The 17,745-nt window shown below is 71.8% G+C and carries 14 protein-coding genes; 12 read left to right on the top strand and 2 right to left on the bottom strand.

Annotated elements, in window-relative coordinates; genetic code table 11:
- The first annotated feature begins 63 nt into the window (after positions 1 to 63).
- From Q9R13_RS13345 to Q9R13_RS13320, 6 genes are all read left to right on the top strand, one after another.
- A complete protein-coding gene (locus Q9R13_RS13345; protein WP_310961664.1) occupies positions 64 to 2,019 on the top strand; it encodes a M13 family metallopeptidase in 1,956 nt (651 codons plus the stop codon).
- The gene (locus Q9R13_RS13340) at positions 2,016 to 3,329 is read left to right on the top strand and encodes an outer membrane protein assembly factor BamB family protein (RefSeq protein ID WP_310961663.1); all 1,314 of its coding nucleotides are present in this window, start codon (positions 2,016 to 2,018) and stop codon (positions 3,327 to 3,329) included. The genes Q9R13_RS13345 and Q9R13_RS13340 overlap by 4 nt, the downstream gene beginning before the upstream one ends.
- Before the next feature lie 109 nt (positions 3,330 to 3,438).
- Positions 3,439 to 4,986, top strand: coding sequence for a DHA2 family efflux MFS transporter permease subunit (locus tag Q9R13_RS13335; protein ID WP_310961662.1), 1,548 nt, complete (start codon positions 3,439 to 3,441; stop codon positions 4,984 to 4,986).
- 33 nt (positions 4,987 to 5,019) lie between these two features.
- Positions 5,020 to 6,378 carry an FAD-binding oxidoreductase gene (locus tag Q9R13_RS13330; protein WP_310961661.1) on the top strand — a complete coding sequence of 453 codons (1,359 nt, stop codon included), beginning with the start codon at positions 5,020 to 5,022 and terminating at the stop codon, positions 6,376 to 6,378.
- 50 nt (positions 6,379 to 6,428) lie between these two features.
- On the top strand, positions 6,429 to 6,998 hold the full coding sequence (locus tag Q9R13_RS13325; protein ID WP_310961660.1) for a GrpB family protein: 570 nt from the start codon (positions 6,429 to 6,431) through the stop codon (positions 6,996 to 6,998).
- A 10-nt stretch (positions 6,999 to 7,008) separates the two neighbouring features.
- Positions 7,009 to 8,103: a pyridoxal-phosphate-dependent aminotransferase family protein gene (locus Q9R13_RS13320; RefSeq protein WP_310961659.1), complete on the top strand. Its 1,095-nt coding sequence runs from the start codon at positions 7,009 to 7,011 to the stop codon at positions 8,101 to 8,103.
- A gap of 54 nt (positions 8,104 to 8,157) precedes the next feature.
- Here Q9R13_RS13320 and Q9R13_RS13315 read toward each other — a convergent pair whose 3' ends face one another.
- Positions 8,158 to 8,712: an SACE_7040 family transcriptional regulator gene (locus tag Q9R13_RS13315; protein ID WP_310961658.1), complete on the bottom strand. Its 555-nt coding sequence runs from the start codon at positions 8,710 to 8,712 to the stop codon at positions 8,158 to 8,160.
- 133 nt (positions 8,713 to 8,845) lie between these two features.
- On the opposite strand from Q9R13_RS13315, the gene Q9R13_RS13310 reads away from it, so the two are divergent.
- From Q9R13_RS13310 to Q9R13_RS13285, 6 genes are all read left to right on the top strand, one after another.
- Positions 8,846 to 10,480: a carboxyl transferase domain-containing protein gene (locus tag Q9R13_RS13310; protein ID WP_310965088.1), complete on the top strand. Its 1,635-nt coding sequence runs from the start codon at positions 8,846 to 8,848 to the stop codon at positions 10,478 to 10,480.
- A 10-nt stretch (positions 10,481 to 10,490) separates the two neighbouring features.
- A complete protein-coding gene (locus Q9R13_RS13305) occupies positions 10,491 to 12,533 on the top strand; it encodes an acetyl/propionyl/methylcrotonyl-CoA carboxylase subunit alpha (RefSeq protein ID WP_310961657.1) in 2,043 nt (680 codons plus the stop codon).
- Positions 12,526 to 13,461, top strand: coding sequence for a hydroxymethylglutaryl-CoA lyase (locus tag Q9R13_RS13300; RefSeq protein ID WP_310961656.1), 936 nt, complete (start codon positions 12,526 to 12,528; stop codon positions 13,459 to 13,461). Before Q9R13_RS13305 ends, Q9R13_RS13300 begins: the two co-directional genes overlap by 8 nt.
- A gap of 69 nt (positions 13,462 to 13,530) precedes the next feature.
- Positions 13,531 to 14,613 (top strand): hypothetical protein, encoded by a 1,083-nt coding sequence (locus Q9R13_RS13295; RefSeq protein ID WP_310961655.1) that lies wholly within the window; start codon positions 13,531 to 13,533, stop codon positions 14,611 to 14,613.
- A gap of 8 nt (positions 14,614 to 14,621) precedes the next feature.
- Positions 14,622 to 15,851 (top strand): hypothetical protein, encoded by a 1,230-nt coding sequence (locus Q9R13_RS13290; protein ID WP_310961654.1) that lies wholly within the window; start codon positions 14,622 to 14,624, stop codon positions 15,849 to 15,851.
- Positions 15,851 to 17,053 carry a hypothetical protein gene (locus tag Q9R13_RS13285; RefSeq protein ID WP_310961653.1) on the top strand — a complete coding sequence of 401 codons (1,203 nt, stop codon included), beginning with the start codon at positions 15,851 to 15,853 and terminating at the stop codon, positions 17,051 to 17,053. Before Q9R13_RS13290 ends, Q9R13_RS13285 begins: the two co-directional genes overlap by 1 nt.
- Here the strand turns inward: Q9R13_RS13285 and Q9R13_RS13280 are convergent.
- Positions 17,014 to 17,697, bottom strand: a complete 684-nt coding sequence (locus Q9R13_RS13280; RefSeq protein ID WP_310961652.1) for an EcsC family protein — start codon at positions 17,695 to 17,697, stop codon at positions 17,014 to 17,016. The genes Q9R13_RS13285 and Q9R13_RS13280 overlap by 40 nt on opposite strands.
- Positions 17,698 to 17,745 lie beyond the last annotated feature (48 nt).

Genomic DNA, 17,745 nt, shown 5'->3' with positions numbered 1-17,745 from the left:
GCCGCGCTCTGGTGTCGCCCTGTGGCACCGGAGCGTGGCACAGCAGGGCTATAGGCTCGCCGGGTGAGCATCCTCGATGACGCCCGCGAGGGCATGGACCCCGACATCCGACCCCAGGACGACCTGTTCGGCCACGTGAACGGCCGCTGGCTCGCGACCGCGGAGATCCCCGCCGACAAGGCCAGTTGGGGCCCGTTCGTGATGCTGGCTGAGGCAGCCGAGGCGCAGGTGCGCGCGATCATCGAGGAGCTGGCCGCCGACGCGACGGCCTCAGGCTCTGACGATGCGCGCAAGGTCGGTGACCTCTACGCCAGCTTCATGGACGAGGACCGCGTCGAACAGCTCGGAGCCGCCCCGCTGGAGCAGGCGTTCGCGGACATCGATGCGCTGACCGAGGTGTCCCAGCTGGGCGCCTTCCTCGGCGCGCGGGAGCGTCGTGGCGGTGGCGGCATCTTCGGGTCGTACGTCGACACCGACGACCGCAACTCCGACCGCTACATCGTCAACATCACCCAGGGCGGCATCGGCCTCCCCGACGAGTCCTACTACCGCGATGAGAAGTTCGCCGAGATCCGCGGCAAGTACGTCGACTACCTCGAGCGGCTGCTCACCCTCGCCGGTCGACCCGACCCGCGTGGCACGGCAGAGACCGTGATGGCGCTGGAGACCCGGCTGGCCCAGGGCCACTGGGAGCGGGCCGAGACCCGCGACGTGATCAAGACCTACAACCTGACCACTCTCGACGCGCTGAAGGCGATGCTGCCGTCCTTCGACCTCGACGGCTATGTCCGGGCGCTCGGGGGGAGCACCGAGCCCGCTACCGGGACGTTCGCGGAGGCGGTCGTTCGGCAGCCGTCGTACCTCGAGCACCTCGAGAAGGTGCTGGCCGACACTCCGATCGAGACCTGGCGCGCCTACCTCTCCGCGAAGGCCGTGCGGGGCCTCGCGGCGTACCTCTCCGGTGACTTCGTCGAGGCGAACTTCGACTTCTACGGCCGCACGCTGTCCGGGACCCCGGAGCTGCGCGCCCGGTGGAAGCGCGGAGTCGCACTGGTCGAGGGTGGGCTCGGGGAGGCCGTCGGACGGGAGTATGTCGCCCGGCACTTCCCGCCGGAGTCCAAGGAGCAGATGGACGCTCTGGTGGCGAACCTGCTCGAGGCCTACCGGCAGAGCATCGCGGCGCTGGACTGGATGACCGCCGAGACCAAGAAGCGTGCCTTCGAGAAGCTCGAGACGTTCGTGCCGAAGATCGGCTACCCCAAGAAGTGGCGCGACTACTCGCGGCTCGAGGTCTCCCGTGACGACCTGGTCGGCAACGTCGTCGCGATCGCGGAGTTCGAGACCGATCGTGAACTGGGCAAGATCGGCTCGCCGGTCGACCGCGACGAGTGGTTCATGCTGCCGCAGACGGTGAACGCCTACTACAACCCCGGCACCAACGAGATCTGCTTCCCGGCCGGGATCCTGCAGCGGCCCTTCTTCGCGCCCGACGCCGAGTCGGCCGAGAACTACGGCGGCATCGGCGCGGTCATCGGGCACGAGATCGGCCACGGGTTCGACGACCAGGGCGCCCAGTACGACGGGCACGGCAACCTCAACGACTGGTGGAGCGCGGACGACAAGGCCGCCTTCGAGAAGAAGTCCAAGGCGCTGATCGAGCAGTACGACGGCTACGAGCCGCGCGACCTGCCCGGCGAGCACGTGAACGGGGCGTTGACGGTCGGCGAGAACATCGGGGACCTCGGTGGCCTGACCATCGCCCACAAGGCGTACCTGATCTCACGGGGCGGGAGCGCGGATGTCGAGGAGCGGCGCACGCTGTTCCTCAACTGGTCGCACTGCTGGCGGACCAAGCGTCGCAAGGAGCTCGCCCTGCAGTACCTCACTACCGACCCGCACAGCCCCGCGGAGTTCCGCGCCAACATCGCGCGCAACCTCGACGAGTTCCACGAAGCGTTCGACACCGCCGCCGGCGACGGCCTGTGGCTCGACCCCGACCAACGCGTGCGCATCTGGTGAACGCCGGTCGGCGCTGGGTCGCCGCCGGCGTCGCGCTGGCCGTCCTCGTCGCGGTCGCGGTGGTGCTCGTCGTCCGTCACCTCGACGGGCCGGGCTGTGGTGGGGACGAGGCCCGGGTCGGGGCCAGCGAGGTCCCGCGGGTGTTCGAGGCGCCGCCGGCCGCCGGCCGTCTGGGTCGACTCGCCGGCGCGCTGGACCGGATGCCGTTCGGACGGGTGGTCGGCGCCGTGGGCTACGACTACGGCCAGTGGCTCACGGTGGGGGCGCTGCCCGGACGGCTCGCCGCGTGGACCAAGGGCAATGCGGTGGTCGGCTTCCTGGGCGCCGACCTGCGGCCGCGCTGGGGCCTGCGTCAGGCGCAGCTGCAGCACGCGTGGGACGCCGACGCGACGCACTTCTTCGAGCTGGAGCTGGCGAAGGACCGACCGCTGCAGGTGTCGTCGTACTCGCTGGCCGACGGGCGGCGGCTGTGGTGCGCGTCGGTGGGCGAGGTGCCCACGCGGTACGCCGATCCGCTGGGCACGGCCGCGCTGCCCGGCGGCGACCTGCTGGTGCTCGCCGACGCGCCCGGTCCAGCCGGCACGCTCAGCCGGATCCGCGGCGACGATGGGTCGGCCCGGTGGACCCGGACCCTGACCGGCATCGATCGCGGTGACTTCCTCGGCGACCTCGGCGACGGGGTCGGCGTGGCCGGCGGTCGTCCGTCGTACGAGCTGGGGGACGCGGACGTCCCGGCGCCCTCGGGCCCGGCTCTGCGGGGTTTCGACGAGGCGACGGGGCGCCCCGGCTGGGCGTGGGGCGACGGCCTGGAGGTCCACGTCGTCGGCGTCTCGGCCGGCCGGCTGCTGCTCGAGCAGGCCGACGGGACGGCCCTGCGGCTGGTGGCCCTGGACCGCCGCGGCCGACAGGTCTGGACGACGCCCGCCCCGGCCGGCACCAACGCCGACGTCGCCCTGGCCGGAGGCATGCTGGTGCTGCGCACCGACCGTGGGCTGGAGGGGATCGACCCGACGACGGGTCGCCGGGCCTGGCGGACGCCGTACCCCTCGGTGGGTCACGGGACCGGCGGACAGCTGTTCCCCTACGGGTTCGCGCTCGACGCCCAGCCGATGATCGACGCGCACCACCTGCTCCTGGGCACCACGACCGCGTTGCGCACGCTCGACACGCGCACCGGACGACTGCGCTCCTATGCGTTGCCGATCGACGGCATCAACACCAGCTTCTGGCCCTACCAGCTGACGGTCGCCGGCAGCCTGCTCGTGGTCGCCACCAACATCGGCGCCGTGGCGGTACGGCGCGCCGACTGACCCCCAGCCCGGTGCCGACCCGGACCGTGACGCAGGACACGGACCGGCGGGTCCGAAAATGCGGAAATTCGGTGGGCACAGATGGAACGGATCCGTACTATTGGGTCTCGTGTCCACAGACTTGCTCCAGGATCCGCCCCACCCGGCGGACAAGCCCGCTTCCGCCGACGACAAGCTCGACGCCAAGGTCCTGATCACCGCCGGCGTCGTCGTCCTCGGCGCCATCATGTCGATCCTCGACATCACCGTCGTCTCCGTCGGCCTGCGTACCTTCCAGGACGTCTTCAGCGCCACGCCGGCGCAGGTGGCCTGGACGATGACCGGCTACACGCTGGCCCTGGCCACCGTGATCCCGCTGACCGGCTGGGCGGCCGACCGCTTCGGCACGAAGCGCCTCTATCTGCTCGCGCTGGTGCTGTTCGTCGCCGGCTCGGTGCTCTGCTCGACCGCGTCGTCCCTGGAGATGCTGGTCACCTTCCGCGTGCTCCAGGGCCTCGGTGGCGGCATGTTGATGCCGCTGGGCATGACGATCCTGACCCGCGCGGCCGGCCCGGAGCGGGTCGGCCGGGTGATGGCGGTGCTCGGCATCCCGATGCTGCTCGGCCCGATCTTCGGCCCGATCCTCGGCGGCTGGCTGATCGACATCGCCAGTTGGCACTGGATCTTCCTGATCAACGCCCCGATCGGCGCCATCGCGGTGGTCTACTCGTGGGTGGTGCTGCCCAAGGACGACGTCTCTCCGTCGGAGACCTTCGACTGGGTCGGCATGCTGTTGCTCTCTCCCGGCCTCGCGCTCTTCCTCTTCGGCGTGTCGTCGATCCCCGAGGCGCAGCAGAAGCACGAGGGCTGGCACGTGCTCGGGATGTATCTCTCCGACCGGGTCTGGATCACCGCGCTGATCGGGGTCGTGCTGATCATCGCCTTCGTGCCGTGGGCGCTGCGCAAGGCCAACATCCACCCGCTCGTCGACCTGAGGCTGTTCGCGCACCGGGAGATCACCATCGCGGTGATCGCGATGGCGCTGTTCGCGATGGCCTTCTTCGGCGCCACCCTGCTCTTCCCGCTCTACTTCCAGCAGGTGCATGGCGACAGCCCGTTGAAGTCCGGCTGGCTGCTGGCCCCGCAGGGCTTCGGTGCGATGCTGACCATGCCGATCGCCGGTGTCCTCGCCGACAAGATCGGGCCCGGCAAGGTGGTCCTCACCGGCCTGGTGCTCGACGTCGTCGGGATGGGCTTCTTCGCCTTCGTCGGCTCGCACGACTCCTACGCCTTCCTGCTCACCGGGCTGGTGATCATGGGTCTGGGGATGGGCGCGACGATGATGCCGATCATGAGCGCGGCACTGGCCAAGCTCACCGACGCGAGCATCGCGCGTGGGTCCACGCTGATGAACATCACCCAGCAGGTGGCCGCCTCGATCGGCACAGCGCTGTTCTCGGTGCTGCTCACCAGCGCGCTGAACAGCCACAGTTCGATCGGTCGGATGGCGGCCGGCAACAAGGATGTGATCCCCCGGGCGTTGCACGACATGGGCCTGTCCTACGGCAGTGTCTTCACCGTGGCGACCGTGTTGGTGGGATGCTGCCTGATCCCCGCGTTCTTCCTGCCGCGCACGAAGATCGAGGCTCCCGCGGGCGCACCGGTGCCGATGCACTGATCGCGGCCACCTGATCGGTGGTTGAGTGGTCCCATGGACCTCTCCGCGCTGCGTGAGGCGCTCCCCGACGGCGTCCTGCTGACCGAGCCGGTGGCGATGGAGCGCTACGCGCACGACTTCGCCGACGACGGCTCCGCCGGGAGTCCGGCGGCAGTGGTGCGGGCGGGGTCGGTGGGCGATGTGCAGGCCGCGGTCCGGTGGGCCGCCGCCCACCGCGTCCCCGTCGTACCGCGCGGCGCAGGGACGGGGCTGTCGGGCGGCTCGTCGGCGGTAACCGGCGGCATCGTCGTCTGCGTGGAGCGGATGCGTGCGATCGAGATCGACACGGCCTGCCAGGTTGCGGTCGTCGAGCCCGGCGCGTTGAACGTCGAGGTGAAGCAGGCCGCCGCACAGCACGGCCTGTGGTACCCGCCGGACCCGTCGTCGTACGAGATCTGCTCGATCGGGGGCAACGTCGCGACCAACGCGGGTGGCCTGTGCTGTGTGAAGTACGGCGTCACCACCGACTATGTGCTCGGCCTCGACGTGGTCCTGGCCGACGGCACCCTGGTGACGCTGGGCGGCAGGCGGATCAAGGACGTGGCCGGGCTGTCGCTGCTCAAGCTGTTCGTCGGTAGCGAAGGCACGCTGGGCATCGTCACCCGCGCGATCCTGCGGCTGGTGCCGGCGCAGGGCGCACCGGCCACCCTGGTCGCGACGTTCGACTCGATGAACACCGCATCGCAGGCCGTGGTGGCCATCCGCTCCCGGCTCCGTCCCTCGATGATGGAGCTGATGGACCATGCGTCGATCAACGCCGTCGAGGACTACCAGCCGCACGGGCTGGACCGGGCGACCGGCGCGCTGCTGATTGCCCAGTCCGACATGGCCGGCGACGCCCGCGCCGGGGAGCTCGAGACGATGCGGCAGGCCTGTGCCCACGCCGGAGCCGGCGAGGTGTTCTGCACCGAGGAGCCGACCGAGGCCGAGATGTTCATCAGCGCCCGGCGGATCGCGCTGCACGCGTTCGAGCACCAGGGCGCGGTGCTGTTCGAGGATGTCGGCGTACCGATCCCGGCGCTGCCGGCGCTCGTCGACGGGATCGCTGCGGTGGCGGCTCGCCACGGGGTCAGCATCCCGGTCGTCGCCCACGCGGGTGACGGCAACACCCATCCCGTGGTGGTCTACGACGCCGCCGACCCGGCGTCGGCCACGGCCGCGCGCGCCGCGTTCACCGAGGTGATGGCGCTGGCGATCTCCCTCGACGGGACCATCACCGGCGAGCATGGGGTGGGGCGGGCCAAGAAGGGTGCGTTGCCGGACCAGCTCGGCCCGGACGTGATGGCGCTGACCCGACGGGTGAAGGACGCACTCGACCCCGACGGGATCATGAACCCCGGCGCCGTCCTCTAGGCCCTGCCGGCCCTCGGCACAGTCAGCGGGGTCCTGCGTACCCTGACCGCGTGATCGAGGTCGTCGACTGGGACCCTGCCTGGGCGGAACGGTTCGAGCGGCTCCGCGACGAGTACGCCGCCGCGATGGCCGCCGCCGACGTACCCGTGCGGGCGATCGAGCACGTCGGGAGCACGTCGGTTCCGGGACTGGCCGCGAAGCCGGTGATCGACTGCGACATCATCGTCGCCGCCGAGCACGTCGGCGCAGCGAGTGCGGTGCTGGTCGGGCTCGGGTTCGAGCCTCGCGGCGAGCTCGGAATCCCGCAGCGGTGGGCCTTCCATGCGCCAGAACGGCTCGCCGGAACCAACACGTACGTCATCGTCGACGGCTCGCTGTCGCTGCGGAACCATCTCGCCGTCCGCGAGGTGCTCCGCGCCGACCCGGCCCTGCGGGACGAGTACGCCGCCGTCAAGAAGCGTGTCGGCGCCCGCGCGGCCGACATCTACGAGTACGGCGCCGGCAAGGACGCGACCGTGCAGCGGATCCTCGAGGCCGCCGGCATCAGCGCCGATGAGCGCGCCTCGATCGGCGCCAACCAGGTGCCGACCACCACCGTCGGAGCCCGGCTCAGGTCGTAGGGTCAGACACGTGATCCCCGAGCGCCACCTCTTCGGTCCCGGTCCCTGCAACCCCTACGCGGAGGCGACGGAGGCGCTTGCGCGCCCGCTGCTCGGGCACCTCGACCCAGCCTTCCTGCAGATCATGGACGAGGCCTGCGACGGACTCCGCACGGTGTGGGGGACCGACAACGCTCGCACGCTGCCGCTCTCGGCGACGGGCTCGGCGGGCATGGAGGCCGCCTTCGTCAACACCGTGCATCCCGGTGACGTGGTGGTCGTCGCCGTGAACGGGCTCTTCGGCCAGCGGATGTGCGACGTCGCCGCCCGATGCGGAGCAGAGGTGGTCCCCGTCGAGCACGAGTGGGGCGCCCCTGTGGATGTCGACCGGGTGGTCGCCGCCCACCCGAGCCCGTCGATCATCGCGGCGGTGCACGCCGAGACCTCCACCGGTGTGAGGTCCGACATCGCGGCCCTCGGCGCGGCGAAGGGGGACGCGCTGCTGCTCGTCGACGCGGTGACGTCGCTCGGCGGAATCCCGGTCGCCGCCGACGAGTGGGGCATCGACATCGGGTACGCCGGCACCCAGAAGTGCCTCGGGGTCGCACCCGGCCTGGCGCCGTTCACCATCAACGACCGGGCCTTCGGCCGCCGTGTGGAGCGGCCGCAGTCGTGGTACCTCGACCTCGGTCTGCTGGGCGGCTACGTGGGCGAGGCCGAGCAGCGCGGCGGAAAGCGGACCTACCACCACACCGCGCCGGTCGCCATGGTCGCCTCCCTGCGTGCCGGCCTGCACCGGATCCTCGAGGAGGGCCTCGAGGCGGTCTGGGCCCGCCACGAGGCCGCCGGCCGCGCGTTGCAGGACGGTCTGCAGGATCTCGGTCTCGAGCTGTTCGCGCAGGAGGGCTCCCGGCTCCCCGAGCTGACCACGGTGAAGGTGCCCGAGGGCGTCGACTCCGCGACGGTACGGGCGAGGCTGCTGGCGGACTACGACATCGAGATCGGCGGCGGTGCGGGCGCGTACGCCGCCAGCGTCTGGCGGATCGGCCTGATGGGACCCAACGCCAACCCGTCCTCGGTGGCTCTCCTGCTCGCCGCGCTGGGCGAGACGCTCGGACGCAGGTAGAGCGCGGCGGTCAGCTGCGTGAACCCGTGGTCAGGACTCGGTGGACACCAGGTCTCAGCCGACCGGGGCGGTGAGCGCGGCGTGCGCCATCCGGCGCAGGGTAGCCCGCATCTGCTCAGCCGGGAGAAGTGCGCTGTGCGGGGTGGAGTTGATCAGCCCGAACGCCGCGTGCACCATCGCGCGCGCCGGTTTGGGTGCCAGGTCCTCGTGCAACTCCCGGAGCACCTTGACCCAGACCTCGACGTACTTGCGCTGGGTCTCGCGCACCCGCTCGCGCGACTCCACCGGAAGTGCCGCCCAGTCGCGGTCCTGCACGACGATCAGCGGCTCGTGCTGCAGGGCGAAGTCGACGTGCCACTCGATCAGCCCGAGTAGCGCGGCATCGCGGTCCGGGGCCTCGCGGACCCGCCGCCGTCCCTCACTAAGCAGCTCGTCGCTGATCTGCACGAGCATCTCGGAGAGGATCGCCTGTTTGCCGCGGAAGTGCTTGTAGAGCGCCGGCCCCGAGATCCCGCAGGCGGCGCCGAGCTCGTTGATCGAGACGCCGTGGTAGCCGTTCTCCGCGAAGAGCTCCGCCGCGGTCTGCAGGATCTGGTCGCGACGTTCCACCCACACAGGTTAGCGGCCGCTCACCGGTGGGTGGCGCGGGGAGTCGACAGCGGCTAACCTCAGGTTAGCGATCGTTAACCATCGGTGCGTCATCATGGGGCGAACGGAAACAAGGAGGAGTGCAGTGGCGGAGATGCGGGAGCTGGTCGAACAGCTCAGGGAGCGGCTCGCGCTGGTGCGCGAGGGCGGTTCACAGAGCGCACGGGACAAGCACACCGGCCGGGGCAAGCTCCTGGCCCGTGACCGCGTCGACCTCCTCCTCGACCCCGGCAGTCCGTTCCTCGAGCTCAGCCCGCTGGCGGCGTACGGGATGTACGGCGGCGACGCGGAGGACGTCAACGCCGTGCCCAGCGCCAGCATCGTCACGGGCATCGGCAGGGTCAGCGGCCGCGAGTGCGTGATCGTCGCGAACGACGCAACGGTCAAGGGCGGCACCTACTATCCGATCACCGTCAAGAAGCACCTGCGCGCGCAGGAGGTGGCCTGCGAGAACAGACTGCCGTGCATCTACCTCGTCGACTCCGGCGGCGCGTTCCTGCCGATGCAGGATGAGGTCTTCCCCGACAAGGAGCACTTCGGCCGGATCTTCTTCAACCAGGCCACCATGTCGGGCGACGGCATCCCGCAGATCGCCGCGGTGATGGGGTCCTGCACTGCCGGCGGCGCCTACGTCCCGGCGATGTCCGATGAGACCGTCATCGTCAAGGAGCAGGGCACGATCTTCCTCGGTGGCCCGCCGCTGGTGAAGGCGGCCACCGGCGAGGTCGTGACCGCCGAGGAACTCGGTGGCGGGGACGTGCACGCGCGCAGGTCCGGCGTCGTGGACCACCTAGCCGAGGACGATGCGCACGCGCTCGCGATCGTCCGGTCGATCGTGGCGACCCTGCCGGCTTCGTCGCCTGAGCACGTCGAAGGACAGGCTCAGCGACCGGCCCTTCGACAGGCTCAGGGACCGGGGCTAGGGCAGGCTCAGGGACCGGCGCTAGGGCAGCCGGTGGAGGAGCCGGCGCTGGACCCGGCCGGGTTGTACGACGTGGTGCCGACCGACTCACGCACGCCGTACGACGTCCGCGAGGTGATCAGCCGTGTGGTCGACGGGAGCCGGTTCCACGAGTTCAAGCGCTTGTACGGCGAGACCCTGGTCTGCGGCTTCGCGACCATCTGGGGCCGCCGGGTCGGGATCGTGGCCAACAACGGGATCCTGTTCTCCGAGTCCGCACTCAAGGGCGCGCACTTCATCGAGCTGTGCAACCAGCGGCGCACTCCCTTGGTCTTCCTGCAGAACATCTCCGGCTTCATGGTCGGCCGGGAGTACGAGAACGGCGGGATCGCGCGCGACGGCGCCAAGCTCGTCACCGCGGTGGCCTGCTCGGTGGTCCCCAAGTTCACCGTGGTCATCGGTGGGTCCTTCGGCGCCGGCAACTACGGCATGTGCGGCCGGGCCTATGACCCGCGCTTCCTGTGGATGTGGCCCAACGCGCGGATCTCGGTGATGGGCGGCGAGCAGGCGGCCAGCGTCCTCGCCACGGTCCGACGCGACGGCCTGGAGAGGCGAGGGGAGACGTGGAGCGCCGAGGACGAGGAGGCGTTCAAGGATCCGGTCCGCGCGCAGTACGAGCACCAGGGCTCGCCGTACTACTCGACCGCCCGGCTGTGGGACGACGGCATCATCGATCCGATCGACACCCGCCGGGTGCTCGGCATGGGGCTCGCGATCGCCGAGCACGCGCCGATCGCCGAGCCGCGCTATGGCATCTTCAGAATGTAGGGGTGGGAACGTGTTCGGAACTCTGCTGATCGCCAACCGCGGCGAGATCGCGATCCGGGTGATCCGCTCGGCTCGGGAGCTGGGGCTGCGGACGGTCGCCGTCTACTCAGACGCCGACCGCGAGGCGCCGCACGTCAGGCTGGCGGACACCGCGGTGCGGATCGGGCCGACGCCGGCGGCTGAGTCGTACCTCAGCATCGAGGCGATCCTGGCCGCCGCGCGCGAGACCGGTGCCGACGCCATCCATCCCGGCTACGGCTTCCTGTCCGAGCGGGCCGCCTTCGCCCAGGCGGTGACGGACGCGGGCTTGGTCTTCGTCGGCCCCTCGGCGGCCGTGATGGAGCAGATGGGACGCAAGGACCACGCTCGGGAGATCGCCATGGCCGCCGGCGTACCGGTGGTGCCGTCGTGGTCACTCGACGAGGCGTTGGCCGACCCTGAGCGGCTCGACTACCCGGTGCTGGTGAAGGCCGCTGCCGGAGGTGGCGGCAAGGGGATGCACGTCGCCCGGACACCGGCCGAGCTGCGCTCCTCGGTGGAGACCGCGCGCCGGGAGGCCGGCGCGGCGTTCGGCGACGACACCCTGCTGCTCGAGCGGTACGTCGAGCGCGGCCGGCACGTCGAGGTGCAGGTCCTCGGCGACGCCCACGGCACCGTCGTGCACCTCTTCGAGCGGGACTGCTCGAGCCAGCGCCGCCACCAGAAGGTGATCGAGGAGGCACCGGCGCCGACCATCACCGCGGCCCAGCGCGCGCTGTTGACGGAGTCCGCAGTGGCCCTGGCCCGCCAGGTCGGCTACGTCAACGCCGGGACCGTGGAGTTCCTCGTCGAGGATGCGCCCGGTTCGGATGCTGCCTACTTCCTGGAGATGAACACCCGGCTCCAGGTCGAGCACCCGGTCACCGAGTCGGTGGTCACGGTCCGCGGCGAGCCGCTCGACCTGGTGGCGCTCCAGCTCCGGGTCGCGGCCGGTGAGCCGCTCGGCTTCGCGCAGGACGACGTGGCCGTCGAGGGACACGCGATGGAGGCCCGGATCTACGCCGAGGACGCCTTCGGCGGCTTCCTTCCCCAGGCCGGCGTGGCCGAGATCGTGCGCTGGTCCGCACGGGCGCGCAACGACGTCGCCCTGGAGTCGGGACAGGCCGTCACCTCGGCCTACGACCCGATGATCGGCAAGGTCATCGTCCGGGGACCCGACCGCGAGGTCGCCCGCAAGCGGCTCGTCGACGCCCTCGATGACACCGTGGTGCTGGGCCTGACCACCAACACCGGCTTCCTGCGCGAGCTCGCCGCCAGTCAGGAGTTCGCCGACGCGGCCGTGGACACCGCGTGGCTGGACCGCAACCCGGATGCGCTCGCTCCGCCGCCGCCCGGGGACGCGGCCGTGTTCGCGGTCTGGGCCATCGCCGACGCTGAGATCGGCCAGCGCCCCGGCGATCCGTTCGGTACGGCGGACGGATGGCGCTCCGCCGGACCCTCGGCGCCGGCCTCGATCCCCCTGCTGGTCGATCCTTCCGGTCGACAGGCTCAGGGCGACGGCGCAGGCTCAGGACAGCGCGAGGTGTCCCGCTGGACGGTGTCGTGGAGCCGGGTCAGCGGTCCGGACCGGGACGTCTCGGTGCGGTTGGTCTCCCGAGGGGACGGCCTGCTGCGGCTCGAGATCGACGGCGTCATCCGTGAGGCCGCCGTACGCGTCCGGTCCCGGTCCGTCGACGTGGTGCACCGTGGAGCGACCTTCACCTTCGAGCGTCCCGACGTGTTCGGGACCGGTCAGGCCGGGGCCTCCAGCGACGACGTCGCAGCGCCGATGCCCGGCACGGTGCTGGACGTGTCGGTGGCCGAGGACGACCAGGTCTGTGAGGGCGACGTGCTCGGCGTGCTCGAGGCGATGAAGATGGAGCTGTCCCTGCGCGCACCGCACGACGGCGTCGTCACTCGGGTCGCGGCTACGGTCGGGGAACAGGTCGCCCTGGGCGCGGTGTTGTTCGTGGTAGAGCCAGCGCCCGTGGCCGAGGCGGCGACCGGGATGGAGAGGCAGGTCGACGATGCGTGAGCCACAGCGGGTCCTGGACCCCCAGTTGCCGACGTCGGTGACCATCTACGAGGTGGGCGCCCGCGACGGCCTGCAGAACGAGTCCGCGACGGTGCCGACCGAGGCCAAGGCGGAGTTCGTCCGCCGACTGCTCGACGCCGGCCTGCCGATCGTCGAGGCGACCAGCTTCGTCCACCCCAAGTGGGTGCCTCAGCTCGCGGACGCGGGCGAGCTGATGACGACGTTGGTCTCCGAGCTCGGGGACAAGGGCCGCGACCTGCCGGTGCTGGTCCCCAACGAGCGTGGCCTCAACCGCGCGCTGGACCTGGGCTGTCGTCATATCGCGATCTTCGGCAGCGCGACCGAGACGTTCGCCCGACGCAACCTCAACTCCGGGCTCGACGAGCAGTTCGCGATGTTCGAGCCCACCGTGGCCCGAGCCCGGGCCGAGGGCCTCGACGTACGCGCCTACGTGAGCATGTGCTTCGGCGACCCGTGGGAGGGCGACGTCCCGGTCGAGCAGGTCGTGACCGTGGGCAAGCGGCTCTTCGACCTCGGCGCCAGCCAGCTCAGCCTCGGCGACACCATCGGCGTCGGCACCGCCGGCCACGTCCGCGCGCTGCTGACCGCGTTCAACGAGGCGGGGCTGGACAACGACGCCCTGGCGGTCCACTTCCACGACACCTACGGCCAGGCGCTGGCCAACGCGCACGCAGCACTCGAGCATGGCATCACCACCTTCGACGCCAGCGCCGGCGGGCTCGGCGGCTGCCCGTACGCCGAGAGCGCCACCGGCAATCTGGCCACCGAGGATCTGGTCTGGATGCTGCACGGTCTCGGGATCGAGACCGGAGTAGACCTGCCCGCCCTCGTCGAGGTCAGCACCTGGATGGCGGGGGTCCTGGGCCGACCGAGCCCGTCGCGGGTGGTGGCCGCGCTGGCTGGCTGAGACGGTGCGCGACCGCCTCCGTCCCTGTCCGTACGACGGCTCCGGCACCGTGTCCGGCACAATGCAGCCATGGCCCGCCGCGTCTTCTTGCACATCGGTGCCCCGAAGAGTGGAACCAGCTACCTCCAGGACCGGTTGGCCCGCAACCGGGACAGCCTCGAGACCCAGGGCCTCCGCTACCCGGAGCTGCCCGCCGGGGATCACTTCCAGGCCGCCCTGGACCTGATCGAGCGGCCCTGGGCGGGCGAGCTCGAGCGCGCCCGCGGGCAGTGGCAGGCCCTCAGCGACGTCGCGCGCAAGTCCGATCAAGACGTCGTCATCTCCCACGAGATCCTCGCCGCAGCCGAGCCGGCCCAGGTGGCGCGAGCGGTGGGGTCGCTCGGCGAGGCCGAGGTGCACGTCGTGCTCACCGCGCGCGACCTGGCCCGGCAGCTGCCGGCCGAGTGGCAGGAGATGGTCAAGCACCGCCGGTCGATGCGGTTCGAGCGGTTCGCCCGTGAGGTCGTCGAGGCGCCGCGCACCGCTTCGGAGCTGTGGTTCTGGCGGGTCCAGTCGATCCCGGACGTGCTCACCCGCTGGGCGACCGGCCTCACCCCCGACCAGGTGCACGTGGTCACGGTGCCCCCCGCGGGCGCGCCGGCCGACACGCTCTGGAACCGGTTCGGCTCGGTGCTCGGGCTCGACCCGGCGTCGCCGTACCTCCCCAGCGAGCTGGCCAACGCCTCGCTCGGCATCGCCGAGATCTCCGCCCTACGCCGGCTCAACCGGCGACTGCGCCAGGCGGGGGTGTCCCGGGAGACCTACGTGCACTACGTCCGTGAGCTGGTGGTCCGCGAGGTCTACGGCACCAGCCAGGACGTCGACAACCCGGTGCTGCCGGCGCGGTATCGGCCGTTCGTCGACGAGGTCACCGACGAGTGGCTGGAGTGGATCGTCGGGTCGGGGGTGCACGTGGTGGGCGACCTCGACGACCTGCGGCCGCGCTGGCCCGACTCCGACGTCGACCTGGCCGATCCCGACCAGCCGCAGCCCACCCGGGTCGCCCAGGCCGCGCTCGACGCGCTCGCCGCGGTGCTGATCGAGATCGACAACCCGCGCAGCGAGGGCCGCGGCGCCCGCCGGATCGCCCAGCGGCTGCTGGGCCACGAGTAGCGGCCGTCGTGCGACCGGCGCAGTACGTCGATGCGGTCACCGGCTGGATGGCCGCCCTGCGGGACGGCGACACCCGGACCTGGGATGAGTGGCTGGGTGACCGACTGGGTGACCGAACCGGCTCGGAGGGGGACCTCGCGCCGCGGGGTGCGGTGCTCCCGGGCGCCGGCCAGCTGGAGCTGCTGCGCCGACTCGCCCTGACCGCACCGCCGGACCTTGCCGGTCTTGCCGACCTGGTCTGCTCGACCTCCCCGGTGGGCCGCGGCGCCGTCGACATCCCGCTGCCGTGGCCGGGCGAACGGCGCAGCCTCGGCACTCCGGCCGTGGCACCGGAGTCGCTGCCCGCGCCGGAGCTTCTCCGGGTCGCGCTCGGGGTGCTGGCCCGGCTGCTGGATGGCGCCGGAGGGCGCGCGAGCGATGCGCCGTCGCCGGCAGGGCGATCGGATCGACGCCCGGGCTGGCATCGGCGCCGGTTCCGGGTGCACGGCGCGCCCGCGTCCGCGGACGCCGTACGCCGGGCCCTCACCGCGGCCGGCCTCGTGGAGGGGGACTTCCGGGCTGTCCACCTCGTGCTCACCGGCCCGGTCGAGCAGGTCGTCCAGCAGCACTGGACCGCCCGCAGCCGTCGGGGCGGCACCCGGCCGTGGCGACGCACCTGGCGTGCGATGGCGGCGCGCGATCGGCTGCCCCAGCGCCTGCAGCCGGTGCCGCTGGCCGATCGGATTGCCGTGGCCGCGGGCGCCGACCGCGTGCACCTGCTCGCCGCCGCCGATCCCGCCGACGCGGCCCGGCTGGCGGCGACGCTGCTGGGGACCGCCCTCCCACGGACGACGGAGCCACTCGACCCGCCCGCGCTGGTCGACCTTCGCCGCCGGATCAACCCGGTGCTCGGTCAGCAGTTCGCGCCGGCCGACCTGCCCGGCCTGCACCGACTGCTCGAGTCCTGGACGCCGGGCCGGGACGTGGCCGGGTCGGGCACCGGCCTCGCCGTACCGCCCGGGCTGCGGAGCTGGGCAGCAGCCGCCGCCGAGCGCACCGCGGAGCAGGTCCGGGTCGCTGGCTACCCTGTGCACGGCGACGTGGCCGCGCTGACCAGCCTGCTGCCGAGCGGCACATCGCACGGCGTGCCGCCGGCCGACACCCTGGCGGTCGCCCTGGCCGCGATCGCCTCCGGGTGGGCCGCGGTGGCAGCCGGGGGGATCGGGACGGGTTCGACGGGACGGGCGAAGGGGGTCTGATGGCGGAGCGGGTCTTCCTTCACGTGGGGACGCCGAAGACCGGCACCTCGGCCTTCCAGCACGCGCTCTTCACGCACCGCGATCATCTCGCCGAGCAGGGGGTGCTCTACCCGGCCGAGCGCTTCGACGCCCACTTCCTGGCCGCGCTGGACCTGATGCAGCTGCCATGGGGCGGACTCGAGCGTGAGGCCGCCGGAGCCTGGGAGCGGCTGGCCGCCGAGGTCCGGCAGTGGCCCGGCACCGCGATGGTGAGCCACGAGATCCTCGGTCGGGCGTCCCGGCAGCAGGTGGCCCGCGCGCTGGAGTCGCTCGGCGACGCGGAGGTGCACGTGATCCTCTCGGCGCGGGACCTGGCCCGCCAGCTGCCCGCGGAGTGGCAGGAGAACATCAAGCACCGGCGCACCATCCACTACGCCGACTTCCTCGCCGCGGTCCGCGACGAGAGCCGCTCGATGGAGATCGTGCAGTGGTTCTGGAGCGTGCAGGAGCTGCCCGACGTGCTCGCCCGGTGGGGCGACACGCTGGCTCCCGAGCAGGTCCACGTGATCACGGTGCCGCCGTACGGCGCGCCGCACGACGTCCTCGGCCGTCGGTTCGCCGCGGCCTTCGGCATCGACGTCGGGATGCTCGCCACCCGCGACCGCGCCAACGCGTCCCTGGGTGTCGCCGAGTCCGCCCTGGTCCGGCAGCTCAACGAGCGGCTGGAGCTGGTGCTCCCCAACCACCACTACCGGCAGTTCGTCCGGGAGGGTCTGGTCCACCAGAACCTCGGCACCCACCGGGAGTCCGCCCGGCTCACGCTGCCTCCCCCGATGCACGCGTGGGCGGCCGAGCGCAGCCGCGAATGGGTCGAGGAGCTGGCCCGCAAGGGGTACGACGTCGTCGGCGCGCTCGAGGACCTGCTCCCGGACGAGGTCGCTCCCGACTTCGTCGATCCGGACGCCGCCGACCCCGGCCAGGTCGTCCAGGCCGCGCTCCGGGCGCTGTCGGCGAGCGTGCAGGAGTCGGCTCGGCTGCGGGACGTCGAGGTCCACCTGCACGCGGACATCGCCGACCTGATGCGTCAACTCGACGAGGCGCACTCGACGCGGCTCTACCGGGCCAAGGAGCGGTTCGTCGCGGCGGCCGACCGGAGCGTGCTCGCCCGGGCCGGCCTCGGCGCCTACCGGCGCTTGCGCGGCAGGAACTCCCGGTCGACGTAGCGGCCGATCTTCCAGGTGGCGTAGGCATCCGCGGCCGCGCCCACCAGACCGCCCACCAGCGGCACCCGGCGGCCCACCGTGATCGCGACCCGCTTGCCGGCGACCCGGGTGATCAGCTCGGCGGCCACCTCGTTGGCGACGATCTTCGACAGGTCGGGGTCGTGCACCGGCGCGGTCGCGATCGCCATCGGGGTGCCCGGGAGCCGCTTCCGCTTCACCAGCGCCAGCAGTCGGTCCTCGCCCAGCAGGCAGGTCAGGATCGCGGTGCGGGTGCGAGGGTCCTCGAGGTCGTAGCCGCGCAGGTGCAGGATGCCGGCGACCATCCGGCACTCGACGACGGCCAGCCCGGTGATGTTGGCCGGCACGGTGACCGTCATCGTGATCAGCCCGCCCAGGTTGGTGACGAAGCCCTCGGCGCCGGCGTACCGCACGTGGTTCTCGATGACCTCGTGGATCGCCCGGTCGACATCGCCCCTCTGCTCGGCGAGCTGCTTGTCGGCCGCAGCCGCCGCGCCGGGAAGCTTGCCGACGCCCGTGATCGCGCGGTGCAGTGCCTGGTGGACGAAGGACGACGTCATCTCCGGCGCCAGCTTCGTCACCCTCGGCGCGAGGCTGCTGCCGACTCTCCTGCCCAGGTTGCTCATGTCGACCAGCCTACGGAACGACAGCGGTCGGTCGACCCGGGCCGCACT

It is taken from the genome of Nocardioides marmorisolisilvae (genome assembly GCF_031656915.1).
Lineage (GTDB): Bacteria > Actinomycetota > Actinomycetes > Propionibacteriales > Nocardioidaceae > Marmoricola > Marmoricola terrisoli.
Note: the sequence above shows the minus strand (reverse complement) of the source record. Positions and strands in the feature narration are given on the sequence as shown.

What these genes read in the sequence shown, in the direction of transcription:
- Q9R13_RS13330 (WP_310961661.1), top strand. Translation starts at nt 5,020, where the DNA reads ATGGACCTCTCCGCGCTGCGTGAGGCGCTCCCCGACGGCGTCCTGCTG.
- Q9R13_RS13310 (WP_310965088.1), top strand. Translation starts at nt 8,846, where the DNA reads ATGCGGGAGCTGGTCGAACAGCTCAGGGAGCGGCTCGCGCTGGTGCGC.
- Q9R13_RS13300 (WP_310961656.1), top strand. Translation starts at nt 12,526, where the DNA reads ATGCGTGAGCCACAGCGGGTCCTGGACCCCCAGTTGCCGACGTCGGTG.
- Q9R13_RS13295 (WP_310961655.1), top strand. Translation starts at nt 13,531, where the DNA reads ATGGCCCGCCGCGTCTTCTTGCACATCGGTGCCCCGAAGAGTGGAACC.
- Q9R13_RS13285 (WP_310961653.1), top strand. Translation starts at nt 15,851, where the DNA reads ATGGCGGAGCGGGTCTTCCTTCACGTGGGGACGCCGAAGACCGGCACC.
- Q9R13_RS13280 (WP_310961652.1), bottom strand. Translation starts at nt 17,697, where the DNA reads ATGAGCAACCTGGGCAGGAGAGTCGGCAGCAGCCTCGCGCCGAGGGTG.